We start from the raw sequence: 18,824 nt of genomic DNA on the forward strand, positions 1-18,824 counted from the left end.
GCGCTTTCCCCTTCCAAATGCATGCCAGTGGCCCCGCCCTGAGAGGGCAGGGGGCTTCGGCCTGCGGATTTCAGCGAGAACTCCCATGACCCCCCAGGAAGAAACCATCGTCCTCGAAGCCCGTGACATCCTCGGCCGCTATCTGGGCCGTGAGATCGGCGATGGCCTGCTCCGCGCCACTATCCGATGCCTCGACGGGCCGCGCGCGCAGGTCTTCGAGTTCCGCGCGCAGCGTCGCAAGGCTTTCCATCAGCGCCAGTTCCGACTCGGTGGGGCCGGTCTCGGCCGATGGCGGCGGCGCAGGATCGGCGATGGGCATGGGTGCGAGATCGCCGAAGCCCGATCCCGTGGTCTGGAATTCTTCCGGAGCTGCGGTCGGCAGAGGCGCTTCCGGCGATGGCTGCAGCGCGGCCCAGGCCAGGCCGCCCACGGTCACGATCCCGGCAACGCCAAGGATGGCGGCTATCGGGGAGGGACGTCCTGCGCCGCGCTTCTTGTCGCCCGTCGCTTCGAGAGCCGCGAGGCGCGCGGCGAGGTCTTCGGTGTCCTGGCTCATGACGTGGGTCCGCCCATATCCTGAACACAGACCTCGTCTTCGCCGAGGCGCAGCACCCATTGGCGATTGACACCCGAGACGCGGATGACGCCGTCCTCGAGTGCCGTGCTGTTCACCGCCCGCTCGCCGCCATTGGCATAGCGGAAGATCGCCGGGACCGGCGCGTTCCGCGCGAAGCGGAAATAGGTGAAGGTCCCGTCGTCCCAGATGGCCGTTGGTGTGAACTCCTCGCTTGCACTGACCGCGTAGTTCGCATTGGGCGCATCGGCCGCGACCGCACGGGTCGGCTGAACGCGGCTCTCAGGATAGCGGAACTGCACCACATAATGCGGGGTCTCGCGCGCCTCGACCACGTGGAAATAGTAGGAGCGGCGGTTCGTGTAGACCGTGATGTTGGTGGCCACACCCGAGGCCGCAGGCTTGATCGCGAAGGCGCGTCCGCCCGGCACACCGTCGAACTGGAAGCCCACCGTGTCGCCCGCGATGATCGAGCGGATGGTCTCGCCCTCGCCGAATTCGACGGTGGTCACCCGAGTCAGTGTGGTGACGATCCGGTAGACTTGGCCTTCGGTCCAGTTGGCAACCCGGATGCGGTTGTCATGGGCCCCCGGGCGCGGTGTGGTCTCGGCCAACGCTGCGGGCGCCATGAGCGCCAGCGCACCAGCGACCATAAGGGCGTGGACGGATGTGAGAACGGGAACAGAAGTCATTCGGAACGGTCCGATCGGATGGCATATTGGGTGACGGTGAAGCCGAAGGGGTTTTGCCAGACATCGTCGATCGAGCGGGTCCGTTCGGGTTGAAAAGCGAACATCAGCGTGGCGGTGAAGGATCCGTCCTGCGCCCCTTGCGCGCTGGTCAGGCGCTTTCTGAGGCGCACCTGCGCGCGGTTGTCGCCGATGAGCGTGATCGAGGCGATCTCGACGGCCATCTCTGCCGAGGGGCCGTAGCGGGTCGGCGGATAGCTCTCCTGCCCGGAGGTCCACATGGCGCGCATGCTGGCTTCGGCCGCCCCGGTGGATTGCGCCAGCACGCGGCGCACGCGCAGATCGTTGTCGAGCTGGTTATAGGCCTCGCGGTCAAGGATGTAGCGGTAGATCTGCGCCTCGATGATGGCGGGACGCTCCGCCAGCGAGACCGTTTCCACCGTGGCGTTCGGCAGAGCGAGACCGGTCGCGGGATCATAGGGCACGACGACGGGCGGGGGCGTCTCGACCATCAGGGCGACGGCCGCGGCTGCAAGGCAGCCGAAAACGCCAAAGCCCGCCCCGCCAAGGCCGATCATCCGCCAGAGCTGTTCCCGGCGTAGCGCGCCGTGGATCAACTCCTCCTCAACCAGTTCCCGCGCACTCATGCCTGCCGTCATGTCCGGTGCCTTGCTCATGGCGCGAGGCTCGGCAGGGTGAAGTCCATGTAGCGGCGCTCTTCGGCGACGGTGGCCGCATCCACCACGCCCGCATTGCCCGCGCCGAGGGTCTGGATCGCTTCAAGCTCCCACATCCGTGTCATGGCGATGGCCAGCTCCGCCGTGACGCGGGTGTTGTGATCCATCGACTCCTTGAGGTCCTCCATGTCGGGGATCATCGCGACGAGCTGTTCGACACGTTCGAGGGATTGCGCTGCCTCGGCATGGCTGTTCTGGGCTGCCGCCGACATCACGGCACCGGTCGTGGCGCGGGTGGCGACACCTTCTGCGCCGGGATTGCCACTCGTGGCGATCTCGCGCAGCGAGTCCTCGTCGAACCCGGCGCTGGCCAGCGCCTGTTCCATCTGCGTGCGCAGGGGCCCCGCGTTGGGGCCGATCAGGCTCGACCAGTCGCCCGCCTGGATGCCTCGGATCAGACCGGGGATGTCTTCGAAGTTGGCCTGCAGGAGGCCGTCGAGATCGCCGCCCATGGCGAGACCGAGGATGCTGCGCGGCCCGGTCAGCGAGGCATACATCTCCTCGAGCTGATCGAACTGCTGCTGCAGAAGGTCGAGCTGTGCCAGCGCATTGTCCAGAAGATCGGTCTGGATCCCGAAATCCTGCAGCATCTGCTGAAGCTGGCGGATTTCCTGGGCGATGTTCTGGGTATCGACCGTGGGCACGCCCTGCGCTGCGACAGGACCCGCGAGCACTGTGGCCAGCGCGAGGGTCGCGGCGGTGGTGGTGAGGGAAATGCGCAAGCGCCGGATCATCGCAAACTCTCCAAGGTGAAATCCATGAACTGCCGCTCGGCGGCTTGGGCGGCGGCCATGGCGAGTTGTTCCTCGCTTAACGCTCGTGTGTGGGCGGCCTTGATCCGGGTCCGGATCGCGACCAGCCGGGCAAGCTCGGCGCGCGCATAGGTGTTGAGGGCGATGGCCTCGTGCAGGTCCTCGGTCTCGCCGATGCGGGTGATGATATCCTGAACACGCAGGGCGGCCGCGCGGACCGAAACCAGCGAATAGTCGCCATAGACGCCCGCGCCATGGGCCGAGAGGCTGAAGCTCGCGTTCGCCAGAAGGACCGGGTCGATCGTGCCGAGCGCATCGATACCGCCCGCGGCGGCGAGGTAGCTGTTGTACTGCTGCGGGATCACCACGACGTAGTGTTGGGTTTCCGCGAAGGGTGGCACGCCACCATAGTTCTGCACGTTGCCTGGGCCTGCGTTGTAAGCGGCAAGCGCATGTATGATGTTGCCATCGAACATGTTCAGCATCATCGCGAGGTAACGCGCACCGCCTGTGACCTGCAGGTACGGGTCGTCGTAATAGGCCGGGTTGATGCCGAGATCACTAGCGGTAGCGGGCATGATCTGCGTGAGCCCGAAAGCCCCAACGGGGGAGCGTGCCCCGATCTGGAACCGGCTTTCCTGCCAGATCAGCGCTTGCAGCAGGCAGCGCCACTGGACCAGCGACAGCCCCGCGCGGCTCACCCCGGGCAGGCTATGGGTGTCGCGCGCAGCGCGGATAATCAGCTCCTCGATCCCTTCCCGCGCATCGCCGAACATCCGGGCTGCGGCCGGGTTGTTGTCCTCGGGCGCGTAGAGGCTGGCCGCAGCGCTCTCAACGTCCTCAACCGCCCCCTGCCCCGCTTCGAGCCCGGCCACGGTGCCAGCCACATCGCCCGAGCCGAGGGACATGGCATCCACCAATCCTTCGAGGGAGGCGAGTTGCTCGCGTTCAATCTCGGCCAGCTCCTCTTCCCGGGTCAGCCGGTCCTGCTGTAGCGCCAGATCCTGATCGGTCTGATCGAGGATTGCCTGCCGCTCTGCGAAGAGGCGCACGTCGAAAGTCGGCACGCCTTGGGCGTTGGCTGGCCCGGCAGCGGAGCCAGCCAGCGCCAGGCTGACCATCGAGAGGGGGAGCCAGCTCCGCATCCGCTCAGCCACCCGCCCCCAGCATCACGAAATCGCAAGCCGTGTCGCGGCGCGTGACCTCCGTGCCCATGGTCGAGATCGTGGCGGCGGCGGCTCCTGCCTGCGCAGGAGCCTCGCGGAAGTTGAAGCAGTTGGCCTGCGCAGGGTTATGCTGGGCGCAAGCTGTCAGGCTCAGACCGAGGCAAAGCAGCACGGCGCTGCGCAAAATGGTACAGGTCATGTCACTCTCCAGAAATCAGGGCGGTCACGGTAATCGGGGCCGACAAGGGCCTCGCCCTTCTCCATGCCGCCAAGGATGGTCACGAGGGGGCCGAGGGCGCTGAGATCGGCATCGATCACCACAGCACCCCGGTCATCTCGGACTAGGGCGAGCCGTGACGCCGACCCGACGCCCAGAAGCACATCGAGTTCTTTGTCGCTGAGGCCCAGCATCGCGTAGTCTGCGGCTGAGGCTCGGATGTTGGGCAGGAGTACCTGGGTCGGCACCGCTTCCACGATGGTCTTGCCGGTCCGGGTCCGCTCGAGCTGGCTCGCATACTGGGTCATCATGACGACGACCGCGTTTTGCTTGCGGGCAGTCACCAGCCAGTTCGAGAGCCGCTCCGCGAAATACGCGTTGTCCAGCGCCTTCCAGGCCTCGTCGATGACGATGATCGTGGGCTTGCGGTCCTCGATCACCCGCTCGACCCGGCGGAAGAGGTAGGAGAGGACCGCCATGCGTTCCCGCTCGCTCTCGGAATCGAGGATGCCGGTCAGGTCGAAGCCCGCGACGTCAGCGTCGGTGCTGCCCCCGATCTGGAACGTGTCTTCTGCGTTCGCCCCGAAGATCCAGCCGTAGCGACCCTCGGCCGTCCATTCCTGCATACGCTCGAAGAGATCGCCATCGTCATCGGTTGAGACGAGGAGAGAGGCGAAATCAGACCAGTTGCGCAGCCCCGCGTTCCCCGCACTGGCGTTCTGGCGCACGACCTCCTGCAGGCGGTTAGTCTGCACCGGGGTCAAGGGCCGGTCCCGGCGCTCGAGGAGGCTTGCAAGCCAGTCGGCAAGCCAGGCCTGCCCGCGGGCGTCGATCTCGGTCTGGAGGGGATTGAGGCCCGTGGGTCGCCCTGCCCGCACGGTCGAATAGCTGCCGCCGAGCGCGCGGACCGCCATTTCCATGCCGACGCGATAGTCGAAGACGAAGACCCGCGCACCTGCCCGCCGTGCCATGGTCATGAGGAAAGCCGCCAGCACGGATTTGCCCGATCCGGGGCGGCCGAGGATCAGCGTGTGGCCACCCGTGGGTTCACGATCCGGTGCGCCCTGTTCGTGGAAGTTGAAGCGAAAGCCGCTGCGCTCGGGTGTCGGGAAGAGCGTGATCGGTACGCCCCAGGGCACTTCCCGGCCAGTCTTGCCAAGCGGTGTGCGATGAAAGGTGGCGAGATCGGCGAAGTTGTGGTTCGTGATCGCGGCCTTGCGGCTCCTGGCCCCGGTATTGCCGGGATGCTGCGCCATGAAATGCGCCCGCGCGCCGAAGGCTTCCGAGATCAGGTTGATGCCGGAGGTGGCGGAGATGTTGCGGATCTCGGCCGCGATGTCGTCGAGCGCGGCCTGGCTGCGCGCATAGACCGCCACGGTCATGTGGTGCTCGCCGAAGATCAGGCGTTTCGACTCCAGATCGTCCTGCGCGAGTTCCAGTTCCTGGGCGAGACTGACGGCTCCGTCGTTGGCGGCCTGCATAAGCCGCAGCTGCCGCTTGATGCGGCCTGCCATGATGTTCGCGTTGGTCGGCACGAAGGAATGCGTGACCACCATGTCGACGGGCAGGTTCAGCTCGTCGAGCATCAGGCTGTCGGTCTTGGCGGGATAGTTCTTCACCGCGAAGATCGCGCCGAGCTTGTCGCCTACGGCACCGTCGGAAAGCGCGATGGTCGTACCGCGAAAGGTGACGCGGGTATTGGCCACATCCTCTGCGATCACGCCGAGGCGTGACCGCGGGAAGAGCGGGTGCTCTTCGCCGGTGTTGAGGGAGCCGAGGAAGCCCAGAAGCTCGCCAGTGCTGGCCGCAAGCAGGCGGGGCTTCAACTCATCGAAGGACGACAGGAGAAAACCCACGACCTCGTCGAGCTTGCGCAAGCGGCGGGTTGTGTCCGCTGCATGTCGCGCACGCGACGCCCCCAGACCGAAGGGCAAACGGCTCCCCGCCTCGGGGCGCTTCAGCACCGTTAGGGTCAGTGTCTTGTCACGCAGGCCCGCCTGACCCAGATGCGCGCGCCAGCGCTGGTCGACGGCGGCTGCGAAGCCCTCGCCCTGGATGGGCGGCAGGGTCACGTCGACCGCCTTCGAGACCTTGTGCAGGTAGAAGGAGAACTCGGTCCCCACCTGCGCGACGATCCCGGCGAGAAGCCCGCCGATCCGGTCGAGATGTGCATCCTCGCTCGTGGTGCTGTTCACCCCTTCGAGGCGAAGGCATTGCATCAGCTCGTTGCCCCGCGTCCGGATCGTCCGGTCGGTCACGAGGCTCACATAAGGCAGCATCGACGAGAGCCGCTTCTCGCCCTTGACCCATGCAGGCAGAGCGGTCAGCGGGTCGAGGGCGTCGGCCCCGTCATGGCCAATTCCATCACGGGGCATAGCTGTCGCCCCCGTGGAGCTTGCGGTTCGCCGTGGGTGGGGTTTCCTGCAAGGTGATCACTAGGACGTCGAGGAAGTTCGGATCCCAGTCAGCGGCCTTCCAGAGCGCAGGCCAGGCCAGCCCCGCGAAGACGGCCACAACCCAGCTCTGCACCCAGAGGAACAGAAGCGTCGATCCGAAGAGCCAGACCATGGCGTACATGATCGGCAAGCCCATCAGCTTGGGTGGCCTCAGAAGGCCGATGAAAACGCGGGACTGGTCGGACATCGGTTTGGCTCAGGTCGTCCAGATGGCGGCGACGATGGTGGGCGCCGCGGCGATGCCCGCGATCGCAACCACGACCCAGAGCGCCTGGCGGAAATCGAGGATCCCGAAGAGCCAGGAGAGGAAGACGCCAATCAGCGCGAGCGTGCCGATCACGATGCCCAAGGGGCCGGTGATCGCGTCGACGATGCCCTGCAGCAGCGTCTGCACGGGCGAGAGGTCGATGCTTTGGGCCAGCGCCGGGCCCGCCAGCACGATGAGGGCGGTTGCGCCGAGCGCGACAATGGCCCGCGCGCGGAGCACGCTTTGAAGATTCTTGGACGTCACGAAAGGTCTCCTCTCAGCCGCTGGAACACGGCTGTCACACGGGCCACATGGCCTTCGGTTTCTCGAAAGGGGGGAATGCCGCCATGGCGGGTGACCGCATGGGGACCGGCATTGTAGGCCGCGAGCGCCAGCGCTGGATCGCCGAACTGCTCGAGCATCATCAGAAGGTACCGCGCCGAGCCGTCGAGGTTCTGGGCGATGTCATGGGGATCGACGCCGAGATCGCGGGCGGTGTCGGGCATCAACTGGCCAAGCCCGATGGCCCCGACCGGGCTCAAGGCGCCGGGATTGTAGGCGCTCTCGACCTCGATATTGGCGCGATAGAACAGCGTCCAGTCGGTGACCGACAGACCCGCCTGACGCAGGGCGTCATGGCTGCCGTAGCGCAGTGCCGTGGTTTCGATAGCGTGGAGGATTTCGGGGGAGGCGCGGCCAGCACGCGGGGTAACCGCTGCGGCAGCCGTCACATCGTTCAGGGGATCATCATCCCCACGGGACTGCGGTTCTGCAAAAAGAAAGAGACGATCTGAAAGAGGCCCGTTCTGGGCGTCGTCGCCGCCGGTGAACGAGCGCAGGCTGCTCGCAGTCTCGGCGGTGTCGATCAGTCGGCCATCAGGGCTGACCTGGAAGATGAAACCGTCGGCAAGGGCCGGGGGTGCTGAACAAACACCTGTACCCAATGCAACGACGAGCGCAAAAGCGCGGTCAGTTGTCCTTGACCAGAACCGGGCCGGTTCGTGGCTCGGGCGTGCGCCCGGGTGCTGCATGGCGCTCGCGGGCGCCTTCGATGAGCGGGATGCTGGCGGTCGTGCAGCCCATGTCGGCAAGGAAGCTGACAAGGCCGACGATGGTCTTGAAATCGCGCAGCTTGAGGACGCTGCGGCTGGTGACGAGCATCTTGTCGTCGCGCCCGTCCGGGGCAACGGCCCGGATGACCCAGGCGCCGTACCAACTGTTGTGGCGCTTCTCGGCCCCTTCCTTGCAGACCACCTCGATGAGGTAGCCTTCGGCAAGGAGGCCGCGCAGTCCGTCTTCTGTAACCACATTCGGGGCTTCTTCTATCATGGCCATCCGCTTCAGGTCCCTTTTCTGCTTGGGTGCAGTCTCGGGCCCACGGAGTCGCAGCACCGTGGGCGATACAAGACAACATGAACGATAGCAAAACAATTAAAACGACTTGACGCAGATTGCCTTGCTCCGATAACGGTGATAGCTGACAAACTTGTGATCTTAAAGGCGGCAAAGGAGTTTTGCCCTGCACATGTCCTGTGCGTGCAACATCCCCCTAGCGCTGCTGATTACCGTCCTTGTGGTGAGTGGTCCGGCACATGCCTGCACCCCGCCGGAGCGGCCGTTCCTGCCCACATCACGCGAAGACATGCGCGCCTATGCGGATCTGATCCGGGGGGATTTCGAAGCCTACATCGCCGATGTACAGGATTACTTCCGCTGCCTCGATGAGGAACGCGCGCGGGCCTTTGTGGAAGCCGGGGAGGTGAGCGAGGAGTATGGGCGGTTTATCGAGGCTCTTGAGTGAAAAAAGTGGGCCGAAGACGTACCCTGCATGTGCGCCTTGAGATAGGCGCTCCACCTTTGTGCTCGGCCCTGTGCCAATGACGCCGTGTTGAAGATTCCGGGCGTGCCGTGACGTGCCAACGCCTCCTCCACAGCTTCTATGCAAAAATCAGCCTCCAGCGTGATCGATACCCGCCAGGCCAGGACGCGCCGGGTGAACCAGTCGAGCACGGCAGCCAGATAGATGAACCCGCGTGCCATGGGGATGTAGGTGATGTCCATCGCCCAGACCTGATTGGGCCGGGTGATGGGCAGCTTTCTCAGCAGATAGGGGTAGATCTTGTGCCCTGGCGCCGGTTTCGAGGTGTTTGGCCGTCGATAGAGGGCTTCGATGCCCATGCGCTTCATCAGCGTGGCAACATGCAGCCGCCCGACCCTGAACCCTTCCTGAACCAGCAAGCCCTGCAGCATCCGGCTGCCCGCGAACGGGAATTCCATGTGCAGCTTGTCGATCCGATGCATCAGCTTCAGATCTGCGTCAGACACCGGGCGGGGCTTGTAATACGCGCTGCCCCGGCTGATCCCCAGCACGATGGCCTGGCGGCTGACGCTCAGCTTCGCTGTGGGATCGATCATTTTCTTGCGCTCGGCAACAGACCCGCCTTGCCGAGCGCGCCGGACAAAAAATCGTTCTCCAGCGTCAGCTCTCCGATCTTCGCATGCAGGGTCTTCACATCGATGGCCGGCTCCGGCTCGGCCTTCGGGGCTGCACCGAACACCCCGGTCGCCCCCTCAAGCAGCTGGTCTCGCCACTGCTTGATCTGGTTCGGATGGACGTCGAACTCCTGCGCCAGCTCGATCAGCGTCTTCTCACCCTTGATCGCGGCTACCGCCACTTTCGCCTTGAATGCCGGGCTGTGGTTCCGGCGCGGTCGTCTTGCCATGGTCTTCTCCTCGCTCGCAGCATCATGCTGCTGTTGCGCGGAAAATCCACTTATCCCGGCTGTTCAGATTTCTGGAACCACCTCTGATGCCGACGTCTATCTGGTCAAGGTCCGCTCGCTGGTCACCCTCATAACCTGAAGGCCGCAGGTTCAAATCCTGCCCCCGCAACCATCTTTACTTGCGACCCCGTAGCGCCCGCTGCGGGGTTTTGCTTTTGCGCGGAAAGCGTAAGGATTCCAGCAAGATCGCCCTGAACGTCGATCTCGACCTTGCCGTCGGCCGGGGTCAGCACGATCTTGTCCACCAGCGACCGCAGGATGTCCGCCGCCTCGATCCGCTTCTCTTCCTCTTCGTCTTGCAAGGCTTCATAGAGTTGCTGGACCCGCTTGCGGTATTGCAACGCCATCGAGGGATGCAGCAGGGGAGGTGGTTCCTCCGCCTCGGCGAGAAACGTGCGTAGCTCGGCCTTCCGTGCCTCCAGCCGCTTCATGTCTCCCACGATGGCCTCGATCGGGCCACCGGCCTTGATAGCCGTCAGCAGCTTTGCCAGTTCACGCTCGATCTTCGCCATCTCGGCTTCGGCTGTGGCGATGCCCGCGCGGCCTTCCATCCGAAGGCGGTTCATCTCCCGCGTGAATGCCTCGCAGAAATGGGCGAACAACTCGGGGTCGACCAGCCGAGTGCGAAGCGCATTCAGTACCCGCGTCTCCAACTCGTCGCGGCGGATATTGACCCGGTTGTTGCAAGTGCCCTTGTTGCGGGCTGTCGAGCAGCCGATCAGGGTTGCCGAGATCGCCGAATAGCCGCCGCCACAGCAGGCACATCTCGTCAGGCCGGAGAAGAGATACTTCGGTCGGCGCCGATAGTTCATCTTGCCTACGTCGGCTGCGCCGCTCTCGTCCCGTTCGGTCCGCATTTCGCCCTGGCGGGCTTTCACGGCGTTCCAGAGGTCGTCATCGAGGATGCGCAGCTCGGGCGCTTCCTGAATGACCCATTCCGATTCCGGGTTGGGCCGTGCTTGACGCTTGCCGGTATCGGGGTCTTTGACGAAGCGCTGGCGGTTCCAGACGATCTTGCCGACATACATCTCGTTGTTGAGGATGCCGTTTCCACGTTTCGGGTTGCCGTTGATCGTGCTGAAACCCCAATGCCCGCCGGAAGGAGCAGGGATGCCGTCCCTGTTCAGGGCGAAGGCGATGGTCTTGGCCGACTTGCCGGCTGCATAGTCGCGAAAGATGCGGCGAACGACTTCGGCTTGAATCTCGTTGATGGTGCGGTCGCCACGAATGGGCTCGCCGTTGGCATCGAACTTCTTCACCACGTCATAGCCGTAGGAATTGCCGCCGCCGGACTTGCCGGCCTCTACGCGGCCGCGCTGCCCTCGGCGGGTCTTGTCGGCCAAATCCTTCAGGAACAGCGCATTCATCGTGCCCTTGAGCCCGACATGCAACTCGCTGATCTCACCCTCCGACAGGGTGAACATCTTCACGTCGGCATAGCGCATGCGCTTGTAGATGCCGGCGATGTCCTCCTGGTCGCGGCTGATCCGGTCCAGTGCCTCGGCCAGCATCATGTCGAACCGGCCTCGGGCGGAATCCATGATCACCGCCTGGATGCCAGGACGCTGGATCATGCTGGAGCCGGAGATGGCGTGATCGGAATATTCCTCGACCACCGTCCAGCCTTCCTTCTCCGCCCGCAACCGGCACATGCGGAACTGGTCGGCGATGGACGCCTCGCGCTGATTGTCCGACGAATAGCGGGCGTAGATCGCGACTTTCACTGCACATCTCCTTTGAGCGTCAGGAGGTGCGCTTCCTCCGTCGACGCATCATCTTCACTTCCTCGGCGTAGCATTCCCGCGCTGCCTGCCGCGCCAGAAACTCGACGAGACGCAGAAGGCGCGGATCGGGATCGCCGCGCGCCGTGAACGTCAGTTCCGGCTCGTCGATCATCAGGGATTCGAGCAGCGCTTCGCGCTCTCGTCCTGACATCTTTGCTGTGTTTCCGGGGGCTCGCAAGGTCATAACTTGCAGCATTCCCGGCGTTTCTAACGTAAGCAACTGAAATCAAAGCCGTATAGTTGGCGGTGGTCGGGGCGATAACGGCGGCGTTGTCGCGCTCGGGCGGAGCATGGCGTGCCACAGCATATGGAAAATACTGGCGGGAACGCGCAGTATTCTTCCGCAAGAATGGCTTGTGGTGCGAGTCTCGCGGCATCGCTGACATCCCTTGTTTTCAAGGCCGACATCGGCTATATGTCAGGATATATAGCACGGAGGCCAGCCATGAGCAATGCCGCACAGAAGAGGGCGATCGAGAATTACCGGACACGCCTGACACAGCGTGGCTTCAAGCGCTTCGAGGTCCTGGCGCTGGAATCCGATCGTGAGCTGATCCGGTCGCTCGCCCGCCAACTGGCGGAGGAGGGGCCAGAAGCGGAGCAAGCCCGACAGACCGTGAAGGCTCTGGTTTCGGGGGAACCGCCGAAGACCGGCGGTATCCTGTCGGCCCTGCGCCGCTCGCCTTTGGTTGGCGCCGATCTTGATCTAGTGCGCTCTCGCGAAGAGGGGCGCCGGGTCGATCTGTGACGCGCTATCTCCTCGACACCAACATCATCAGCAACGTCATCAAGCCGCAGCCGTCGGAAGCGCTGCTGGCGTGGTGGGCGGAGCAGCGCGACGAAGACCTGTTCATTTCGGCGCTGACTATCGCCGAGATCCGGCGCGGCATTCTGGAGAAACCGCGCGGGAAAAAGCGCGATGCACTCGACGCCTGGTTCTCGGGACCGGAGGGGCCGCAAGAGCTCTTCACCGGCCGCATTCTCTCGTTCGACGACAAAGCGGGCCTGATCTGGGCGCGTTTGATGGCGGAGGGCAAGGCCGCTGGCCGTCCGCGCAGCGCCTTGGATATGATCATTGCCGCTGTGGCGGGAGCCAACGACTGCGTGGTGATCACGGACAACGAAAAGGACTTCGCCGGGCTGGAGATCATCAATCCCCTAAGGGGAGGAGACTGATGCCGACAGTGTTCGACAGAAGCTCAGGAGGGCGTCATGGCTGAAACTCAGATCGAGTGGACAGACGCCACTTGGAATCCGGTAGCCGGATGCTCAATCGTCACAGCCGGCTGCACCCATTGCTATGCGATGGAGATGGCCAAGCGCCTGGAGGCAATGGGCATCGAGAAATATGCTGGTCTGACCCGGAAAACGGGCAAGCGCACCGTTTGGAATGGCGTCGTGCGGGAGGATCGCAACGCGCTCGCAATTCCTCATAGCTGGCGCAAGCCACGCAAGATTTTCGTCAATTCGATGAGTGATCTGTTCCATGAACGGGTCAGCGATGCTTTCATTCTCGACGTTTGGCAGGTGATGCGCGAGACATCGCATCACAACTATCAGATCCTGACCAAGCGACCCGAACGCATGGCTGAACTTGTAGCCAGCAAGATTGGGGAGGTGTTGCCGAATGTATGGCTTGGAACCAGCATCGAGGACGCGAGCGTTGTCGACAGAATTAGTCATCTGCGCGCTGCACCGGCCGCTATCCGTTTCATCTCATTCGAACCACTGATCGGGTCGGTGGGTGCAGTTGATCTCCAGGGCATTCATTGGGCCATTGTGGGCGGAGAAAGTGGAAAGTCCGCACGGCCGATCCGTGAAGAATGGATCGATGAAATCTATGTTCAATGCCTGTCAGCCAGTACGGCCTTCTTCTTCAAACAGTGGGGGACCTGGGGCAAGGACAACAAGAAGCGGTCGAAGAAGGCAAATGGCCGCGAATATCGTGGCCGCACCTGGGATGAAATGCCTGCTGCTCCACAAGCGGTTGCATAACGACCCGGCGCGAGGTGGGGGCGGAACATGGTCGAGAAACGATATGAATGGGTCGATGGCGCGAAACTCGAAGAGCACTCCAGGCGCAAACACAAAATTCTCCGCGAGTATGTTTTCGACTATCTGACTGTTCGCTGCAAGCTGCCGCAGCAGGAGCGGTTTCGCCTTGCTATCGTCGATGGATTTTCCGGCGGCGGCCGCTACCAGTGCGGTGCGCAGGGCTCCCCGCTGATCTTCATAGAGGAATTGAAGCGCGCGACTGACGCCGTGAACACTCATCGTGCGGTTCAGGGGCTCGGCGCGATCGAGGTCGAGTGCCTGCTTGTCTTCAACGACGCCAGCCGTGACGCGATCGAACTTTTGAAGACCCATGTTGCGCCGGTTCAGGCTGACATCGCCGCGACATGTCCGAAACTTCATCTCCGCGTCGAGTATCTGAATGAGTTCTTCGAGGCTGCCTATCCCACGATCAAACGCTTTCTGGAGCAAGGCCGCTACCGAAGCGTAATCTTCAATCTGGACCAGTGCGGCCACAGTCATGTCGAGCGGAACACGATACTCGACATCATGCATTCATATCCCGCTGCAGAAATCTTCTACACCTTTGTCATCAGTTCATTGCTCGCCTTCCTTCAAAAGGATCAGCCAGACCGCCTGCGAGCACAGCTTGACCATCTCGGACTGCGCAACAATGATGTCCAGGCGCTTGAAGGGATGATGAACCAGAAGGACTGGCTCGGCACGGCCGAGAAAATCGTCTTCGATGCCTTCCGGCTCTGTGCGCCCTATGTCAGTCCATTTTCGATCAATAACCCTGGTGGCTGGCGATATTGGCTGATCCATTTTGCCAACGCCTATCGCGCTAGGCAGGTTTACAATAACATCTTGCACGACAATGCGAGCCTTCAGGCGCATTTTGGGCGATCTGGGCTCAACATGTTGTCCTATGATCCGCGTCACGACGAGGGCTCGCTCTATCTCTTTGATGATAGCGGCCGTGCTTCGGCCAAGACTCAGTTACTCGGAGATATTCCGCGTCTCGTGACCGATGCCGGCGACGCGATGTCCGTGATGGAGTTTTACGAGAGCATCTACAACGTCACGCCAGCACATGCTGATGACGTTCATGCGGCGATCATCGAGAACCCTGATTTGGAGGTAATTACTCCGGCGGGAGGCGAGCGTCGAAAAGCCAATACGATTGGCGTGAATGATGTCATCAAGGTAAAGACACAGCGCAGCTTCTTTCCTATGTTCTTCAATGCAGGGAGCGAGTTGAAGGGCGGTAAAAAATGATCTTTCCAGTATTTTCCGCCGAGTACTTGTTGTTCCATCCATCTCAGGTTAGCTCGTTATTCGTGTGCGCCATGCTCGCTCCTTACTGATCAGGGAAACGAGCATGGCGCAGTTCAACGATTGGTGCCTTTCGGTCGATGAGCCGGTTGGGAACCATTTTCGCCGGGTCATGACTGGGCAGGCTGCGAACCTTGCTGCCGGCGTTCAGGCGACGGCGGCCATCGTGCCCGGGCACTATGCATCGGAAGAGCAAATGGCGCGGGCATTTGCCCGGCTAGGTAAGCTCGAAGCAGCAGCACTAATACAGGGCAAACTTCCAACAACCAAGGCGATCCGTTCCGGTGATCTTGGCGAGATTTACGCGACGGAGTGGATCGACGCCCACAGCGGCGGCTACCACGCCCCGATCAAGCGCCTGCGTTGGAAGGACCATCGCAACATGGCGATGCGCGGAGACGATGTTATCGGCATCCTGCAAGACGCCCAGACGCAGCGTCTCCAATTTCTCAAAACTGAGGCGAAGAGCCGTGCGGCTCTTACCGGCCAGGTTCTCACCGAAGCGCGCGCTGGTCTCGACAAGGATGGTGGACTGCCTTCCGCCCACGCTCTGTCGTTTATCTCGGCCCGCCTTCTCGAACTTGGCAATCTGCCATTCGCCGACGCGATCGATGATGCACTATTGAAGCACGGTATTCCGGTGCAGAGTGTCCGGCATCTGCTTTTCACGTTCTCCGGCAACGCGCCTGACGCGCTGCTGGCCGCTTCGCTCCAATCGTATCCCGGTCCCATCAATCAATGGGGGATCGGGCTGCGCGTTGAGGGTCACGGGGCTTTCATCGGAGCTGTTTATGATCGAGTGATTGCCGATGCCAACAACGCCTGAAGCGATTGCGGCCGATATCGCAGAAGCAGCAACTGCCGGCTTTCGAGGCCGCCTCATTGCACGCGGCCAAGCGCGCGCGATAATCTGGCGTAACGGCGCGCTTCCGCCCGACGCGCCAGCCTTCGCGCCGCAGCTCAGCTATGATCTGCACTCCTACGGCTATGCGCTTCTCGGACTCGGCCTTCGCCTTCGCGAACTTGATGGCGACTCCGCACAGGCGCGCGCCGCTTTCGAACAAGCCGCAACTGCCCTCGAAGCAGTCATCGCCAAAGGCGACCGCGAGGAGGTTGATCGCGATTTCCACTTCGTTATGGCGGCAGCGAGCTATCATCTCGCGCACCTTTCGGCCCGTGCCTACTCTCTGCTTGCAATCGTCGAAGCCAACGAAAATTTCTCTTTGATCGAACGTGTGCTCACGCAGTTGATGCGACGGAGTTTCGGGGATCTTCGCACCAGTGTCCTCGACTATCGCGCTTCGGGCGAAGGCAGCGATGCCCGGATCACCGCCGCCATCCAAGCCGTTCTCGATCAGGCCGAGGGCGCGGCCAACCCCATCGACGACAGCAGAGACTTCCTCTTCGACGGCCTCGACACGGCGCTGACCGACGCCTTTGTGGCGGCCATGTCGCTGTTTCTTCTCGCGCTGGAACGCGGCGAGCGACCGCTGCTCGATCAGGCGCTGGCGCGTCTTCAGACAAGCCTCGTCATTTGCAGCGAATTGAACATGGTGCCGCAGTGGTGGGTGCATCGTATCGCGCTCCACCTCCTGCCCGACCTCTGGTCCAGCACTTTCCACGCAAAGGTGCCGCTCCAGCCGGTCGGTGGCGAAGCGGCCGATTGGCCCAGGCTTCGAGAGTTGTTCATCGCACTACTGCAACGGCGTCCTAAGGCTGAGGTCGATCTGTGGCCATCCCAGACCGAGGCGGCTGTACGCGCGGTCGACCAGTCCGACGACCTGGTGGTCTCTCTTCCCACCAGTGCAGGCAAGACACGCATCGCCGAGCTGTGCATCCTGCGCTGCCTTGCCGGCGGCAAACGCGTAGCCTTCGTCACCCCGCTACGTGCCCTCTCGGCTCAGACGGAAACCACCCTGCAGAGGACCTTTGGCCCGCTCGGAAAGACAATCTCGGCGCTCTACGGCAGTATCGGGGTCAGCGGTTTTGATGAGGATGCGATCCGGGAACGGGATATCGTGGTGGCGACGCCGGAGAAGCTCGACTTCGCGCTGCGCAACGATCCCTCCCTTCTCGATGACGTCGGCCTGCTCGTCTTTGACGAAGGGCACATGATTGGCCTCAATGAGCGCGAAGTGCGCTACGAAGTGCAAATCCAGCGGCTTCTTCGCCGGTCGGATGCGCACGAGCGTCGGATCGTCTGCCTGTCCGCGATTTTGCCCGATGGCGATCAACTCGATGACTTTGCGGCTTGGTTGCGCCGTGACCACCCCGGCGGCTTGATCAAGAGCGACTGGCGTCCGACCCGGCTAAGATTCGGTGAGGTGGTGTGGACGTCGCCGACCGCGCGATTGAACCTTCGCGTCGGCGATGAACGTCCTTGGGTGCAGCGCTTTCTCACGGGCACCGCGCCACCGAATTGGGTTCCGCCAAAGAAGCGCCGAAAACGTCTCTTTCCCGACAATCAACGCGAACTCTGCTTGGCGACGGCTTGGCGGTTAATCGACGATGGACAAACCGTCCTGATCTTCTGCCCGGAGCGTCGAAGCGTCGAGCCCTTTGCAGATGTGATCGTGGACCTCCACGAGCGCGGGGCGTTGCGCTCTCTGCTTGAAGCCGATCCTGCCGTCCTCAACACCGCGATCGTGCTGGGAGAGGAGTGGCTGGGGCCGAACAATGCTATCCTGAAGTGTCTTCGCCTGGGCGTCGCCCTCCATCACGGTGCCCTGCCGACCGCATACCGCAAGGAGGTGGAGCGCCTGCTACGCGATAATGTGCTCAAGGTAACGATCTCCTCGCCGACCTTGGCGCAGGGCCTTAACCTGTCAGCCACGGCCGTTGTCATGCACTCGCTTCACCGCAATGGTGAGAAAATCGAAATCTCCGAGTTCAAGAATGTCATCGGGCGCGCTGGCCGCGCCTATGTCGATGTGGAAGGCATCGTGCTTTTCCCCATGTTCGACGATATCGCGAAGAAACGGCGCAACTGGGAAGCGCTCATCACCGACCTCGGCGCTCGGGAGATGGAGAGCGGTTTGGTGCGACTGGTCGCGGTGCTGCTACTACGCATGCGCGCTCGCATCGGCGGCGATCTTGATCAGCTCGTGGACTATGTCGTTAACAACGCTGCGGCTTGGACTTTCCCTGAGATTGCCAATGAGAAACCCGAGGATCGGGAACGCGCGCTTGCCGACTGGGAGCGGCATGTCGCGACGCTCGATACAGCCATCCTCAGTCTGATCGGCGAAAATGACATCCCTGACGACGGAATCGAGGCTGCGCTGGACGACATTCTTCAATCGTCGCTCTGGCACCGTCGCCTTTTGCGCCAGAACGAGGAGGTTCGGCAGGTTCTTAAGGCAGGTCTTGTGTCGCGAAGCAAACTGATCTGGAGCCAATCGACGCCGGCACGCCGTCGTGGCTATTTTCTGGCCGGGGTCGGACTTACGACCGGACATGCGCTCGATGCAATCGCCGCGGATGCCAATCTCCTCCTGATCCAGGCCAATGGCGCAATTTCCGAAGGCAATGCCGAGGCAGCAATCGTTGCTATCACGGCTTTGGCCGAACGGGTCTTCACCTTCTACCCGTTCACGCCCGAGTCAATGCCAGAAAATTGGCAGGACATCTTGCGCGTTTGGCTTTTCGGCCAGCCTCTTGCCGGTATTGCTGCCGGACAGGAATCGGAGACGCTGCGGTTCATCGAAGGGGGGCTGATCTATCGTCTTCCATGGGCAATGGAGGCTATTCGCGTCCGAGCAGCCGCGAACGGCGATACGGTCGGCGTCTTTGATCTTCCCCTCGAAGACCATGAACTCGGCCTTGCCGTTCCCGCCGTCGAAACTGGCACGCTGAATCGTTCCGCCTCGATCCTTATCCAGGCTGGCTTCAATTCGAGATTAGCTGCCATCAAGGCTGTTACCGACACCGGCGCCACCTTCAAAACCGGCCACGAGCTTCGTCAATGGCTCAACTCGGAAGCCGTATCGGCGTGGAGCGCGCAGCCGGATTGGCCGACAGTGGAGACCCGATGACTTCAACGAAGGCAGCGACATGAGACAGATGATACAT

Annotated in this window: 20 protein-coding genes and 1 pseudogene; 7 read left to right on the top strand and 14 right to left on the bottom strand. The window is 62.5% G+C overall.

Annotated features, from left to right (window positions below; translation table 11 throughout):
* Positions 1-70: 70 nt before the first annotated feature.
* The 11 genes from Q8M85_RS08795 to Q8M85_RS08845 are packed head-to-tail and all read right to left on the bottom strand — an operon-like array spanning position 71 to position 8,173.
* Positions 71-556: a hypothetical protein gene (locus Q8M85_RS08795; protein ID WP_305543093.1), complete on the bottom strand. Its 486-nt coding sequence runs from the start codon at positions 554-556 to the stop codon at positions 71-73.
* The gene (locus Q8M85_RS08800) at positions 553-1,227 is read right to left on the bottom strand and encodes a TrbG/VirB9 family P-type conjugative transfer protein (RefSeq protein ID WP_305543171.1); all 675 of its coding nucleotides are present in this window, start codon (positions 1,225-1,227) and stop codon (positions 553-555) included. The genes Q8M85_RS08795 and Q8M85_RS08800 overlap by 4 nt, the downstream gene beginning before the upstream one ends.
* Before the next feature lie 35 nt (positions 1,228-1,262).
* Complete coding sequence (locus Q8M85_RS08805; protein WP_305543174.1) at positions 1,263-1,910, bottom strand: virB8 family protein; 648 nt, start codon at positions 1,908-1,910, stop codon at positions 1,263-1,265.
* Between the two features lie 26 nt (positions 1,911-1,936).
* Positions 1,937-2,734, bottom strand: a complete 798-nt coding sequence (locus Q8M85_RS08810) for a type IV secretion system protein (RefSeq protein ID WP_305543096.1) — start codon at positions 2,732-2,734, stop codon at positions 1,937-1,939.
* The gene (locus tag Q8M85_RS08815) at positions 2,731-3,897 is read right to left on the bottom strand and encodes a lytic transglycosylase domain-containing protein (RefSeq protein ID WP_305543098.1); all 1,167 of its coding nucleotides are present in this window, start codon (positions 3,895-3,897) and stop codon (positions 2,731-2,733) included. The genes Q8M85_RS08810 and Q8M85_RS08815 overlap by 4 nt, the downstream gene beginning before the upstream one ends.
* 4 nt (positions 3,898-3,901) lie before the next feature.
* Positions 3,902-4,117, bottom strand: a complete 216-nt coding sequence (locus Q8M85_RS08820) for a hypothetical protein (protein WP_305543100.1) — start codon at positions 4,115-4,117, stop codon at positions 3,902-3,904.
* Complete coding sequence (locus tag Q8M85_RS08825) at positions 4,114-6,510, bottom strand: type IV secretion system protein B4 (protein ID WP_305543103.1); 2,397 nt, start codon at positions 6,508-6,510, stop codon at positions 4,114-4,116. The genes Q8M85_RS08820 and Q8M85_RS08825 overlap by 4 nt, the downstream gene beginning before the upstream one ends.
* Positions 6,500-6,778, bottom strand: a complete 279-nt coding sequence (locus Q8M85_RS08830) for a type IV secretion system protein VirB3 (protein ID WP_045682577.1) — start codon at positions 6,776-6,778, stop codon at positions 6,500-6,502. The genes Q8M85_RS08825 and Q8M85_RS08830 overlap by 11 nt, the downstream gene beginning before the upstream one ends.
* A gap of 9 nt (positions 6,779-6,787) precedes the next feature.
* Positions 6,788-7,078, bottom strand: a complete 291-nt coding sequence (locus Q8M85_RS08835) for a TrbC/VirB2 family protein (protein ID WP_136904919.1) — start codon at positions 7,076-7,078, stop codon at positions 6,788-6,790.
* 20 nt (positions 7,079-7,098) lie between these two features.
* Positions 7,099-7,869 (bottom strand): lytic transglycosylase domain-containing protein, encoded by a 771-nt coding sequence (locus Q8M85_RS08840; protein WP_305543115.1) that lies wholly within the window; start codon positions 7,867-7,869, stop codon positions 7,099-7,101.
* Positions 7,808-8,173, bottom strand: coding sequence for a hypothetical protein (locus Q8M85_RS08845; protein ID WP_371135222.1), 366 nt, complete (start codon positions 8,171-8,173; stop codon positions 7,808-7,810). The genes Q8M85_RS08840 and Q8M85_RS08845 overlap by 62 nt, the downstream gene beginning before the upstream one ends.
* Positions 8,174-8,363: 190 nt before the next feature.
* On the opposite strand from Q8M85_RS08845, the gene Q8M85_RS08850 reads away from it, so the two are divergent.
* The gene (locus tag Q8M85_RS08850) at positions 8,364-8,639 is read left to right on the top strand and encodes a hypothetical protein (RefSeq protein ID WP_305543118.1); all 276 of its coding nucleotides are present in this window, start codon (positions 8,364-8,366) and stop codon (positions 8,637-8,639) included.
* Positions 8,640-8,674: 35 nt separating this feature from the next.
* Here Q8M85_RS08850 and Q8M85_RS08855 read toward each other — a convergent pair.
* From Q8M85_RS08855 to Q8M85_RS08865, 3 genes and pseudogenes are all read right to left on the bottom strand, one after another.
* Positions 8,675-9,561, bottom strand: a pseudogene (locus Q8M85_RS08855) (IS3 family transposase); the annotation flags it as partial.
* Between the two features lie 128 nt (positions 9,562-9,689).
* Entirely contained in the window at positions 9,690-11,345 is a 1,656-nt protein-coding gene (locus tag Q8M85_RS08860; RefSeq protein WP_305543121.1) for a recombinase family protein, read from the bottom strand.
* Positions 11,346-11,364: 19 nt separating this feature from the next.
* Positions 11,365-11,556, bottom strand: coding sequence for a hypothetical protein (locus Q8M85_RS08865; RefSeq protein WP_305543123.1), 192 nt, complete (start codon positions 11,554-11,556; stop codon positions 11,365-11,367).
* 294 nt (positions 11,557-11,850) lie between these two features.
* Here Q8M85_RS08865 and Q8M85_RS08870 point away from each other — a divergent pair, with 294 nt between their 5' ends.
* The 6 genes from Q8M85_RS08870 to Q8M85_RS08895 all read left to right on the top strand — a co-directional run bounded on the left by Q8M85_RS08870 (position 11,851) and on the right by Q8M85_RS08895 (position 18,787).
* A complete protein-coding gene (locus tag Q8M85_RS08870; RefSeq protein ID WP_058097173.1) occupies positions 11,851-12,153 on the top strand; it encodes a hypothetical protein in 303 nt (100 codons plus the stop codon).
* On the top strand, positions 12,150-12,581 hold the full coding sequence (locus Q8M85_RS08875) for a PIN domain-containing protein (protein WP_305543129.1): 432 nt from the start codon (positions 12,150-12,152) through the stop codon (positions 12,579-12,581). The genes Q8M85_RS08870 and Q8M85_RS08875 overlap by 4 nt, the downstream gene beginning before the upstream one ends.
* 36 nt (positions 12,582-12,617) lie before the next feature.
* Entirely contained in the window at positions 12,618-13,400 is a 783-nt protein-coding gene (locus Q8M85_RS08880) for a DUF5131 family protein (RefSeq protein WP_305543132.1), read from the top strand.
* 27 nt (positions 13,401-13,427) lie between these two features.
* Positions 13,428-14,696: a three-Cys-motif partner protein TcmP gene (locus Q8M85_RS08885; protein WP_305543134.1), complete on the top strand. Its 1,269-nt coding sequence runs from the start codon at positions 13,428-13,430 to the stop codon at positions 14,694-14,696.
* Positions 14,697-14,799: 103 nt separating this feature from the next.
* The gene (locus tag Q8M85_RS08890) at positions 14,800-15,579 is read left to right on the top strand and encodes a Hachiman antiphage defense system protein HamA (RefSeq protein WP_305543136.1); all 780 of its coding nucleotides are present in this window, start codon (positions 14,800-14,802) and stop codon (positions 15,577-15,579) included.
* Entirely contained in the window at positions 15,563-18,787 is a 3,225-nt protein-coding gene (locus Q8M85_RS08895; RefSeq protein WP_305543186.1) for a DEAD/DEAH box helicase, read from the top strand. The genes Q8M85_RS08890 and Q8M85_RS08895 overlap by 17 nt, the downstream gene beginning before the upstream one ends.
* Positions 18,788-18,824 lie beyond the last annotated feature (37 nt).

The organism is Tabrizicola sp. (assembly GCF_030694085.1).
Taxonomy (GTDB): domain Bacteria; phylum Pseudomonadota; class Alphaproteobacteria; order Rhodobacterales; family Rhodobacteraceae; genus Tabrizicola.

What these genes read in the sequence shown, in the direction of transcription:
- Q8M85_RS08815 (WP_305543098.1), bottom strand. Translation starts at nt 3,897, where the DNA reads ATGCGGAGCTGGCTCCCCCTCTCGATGGTCAGCCTGGCGCTGGCTGGC.
- Q8M85_RS08845 (WP_371135222.1), bottom strand. Translation starts at nt 8,173, where the DNA reads ATGGCCATGATAGAAGAAGCCCCGAATGTGGTTACAGAAGACGGACTG.
- Q8M85_RS08795 (WP_305543093.1), bottom strand. Translation starts at nt 556, where the DNA reads ATGAGCCAGGACACCGAAGACCTCGCCGCGCGCCTCGCGGCTCTCGAA.
- Q8M85_RS08830 (WP_045682577.1), bottom strand. Translation starts at nt 6,778, where the DNA reads ATGTCCGACCAGTCCCGCGTTTTCATCGGCCTTCTGAGGCCACCCAAG.
- Q8M85_RS08800 (WP_305543171.1), bottom strand. Translation starts at nt 1,227, where the DNA reads ATGGTCGCTGGTGCGCTGGCGCTCATGGCGCCCGCAGCGTTGGCCGAG.
- Q8M85_RS08805 (WP_305543174.1), bottom strand. Translation starts at nt 1,910, where the DNA reads ATGAGTGCGCGGGAACTGGTTGAGGAGGAGTTGATCCACGGCGCGCTA.
- Q8M85_RS08820 (WP_305543100.1), bottom strand. Translation starts at nt 4,117, where the DNA reads ATGACCTGTACCATTTTGCGCAGCGCCGTGCTGCTTTGCCTCGGTCTG.
- Q8M85_RS08810 (WP_305543096.1), bottom strand. Translation starts at nt 2,734, where the DNA reads ATGATCCGGCGCTTGCGCATTTCCCTCACCACCACCGCCGCGACCCTC.
- Q8M85_RS08865 (WP_305543123.1), bottom strand. Translation starts at nt 11,556, where the DNA reads ATGTCAGGACGAGAGCGCGAAGCGCTGCTCGAATCCCTGATGATCGAC.
- Q8M85_RS08895 (WP_305543186.1), top strand. Translation starts at nt 15,563, where the DNA reads ATGCCAACAACGCCTGAAGCGATTGCGGCCGATATCGCAGAAGCAGCA.
- Q8M85_RS08880 (WP_305543132.1), top strand. Translation starts at nt 12,618, where the DNA reads ATGGCTGAAACTCAGATCGAGTGGACAGACGCCACTTGGAATCCGGTA.
- Q8M85_RS08870 (WP_058097173.1), top strand. Translation starts at nt 11,851, where the DNA reads ATGAGCAATGCCGCACAGAAGAGGGCGATCGAGAATTACCGGACACGC.
- Q8M85_RS08885 (WP_305543134.1), top strand. Translation starts at nt 13,428, where the DNA reads ATGGTCGAGAAACGATATGAATGGGTCGATGGCGCGAAACTCGAAGAG.
- Q8M85_RS08825 (WP_305543103.1), bottom strand. Translation starts at nt 6,510, where the DNA reads ATGCCCCGTGATGGAATTGGCCATGACGGGGCCGACGCCCTCGACCCG.
- Q8M85_RS08890 (WP_305543136.1), top strand. Translation starts at nt 14,800, where the DNA reads ATGGCGCAGTTCAACGATTGGTGCCTTTCGGTCGATGAGCCGGTTGGG.
- Q8M85_RS08850 (WP_305543118.1), top strand. Translation starts at nt 8,364, where the DNA reads ATGTCCTGTGCGTGCAACATCCCCCTAGCGCTGCTGATTACCGTCCTT.
- Q8M85_RS08840 (WP_305543115.1), bottom strand. Translation starts at nt 7,869, where the DNA reads ATGCAGCACCCGGGCGCACGCCCGAGCCACGAACCGGCCCGGTTCTGG.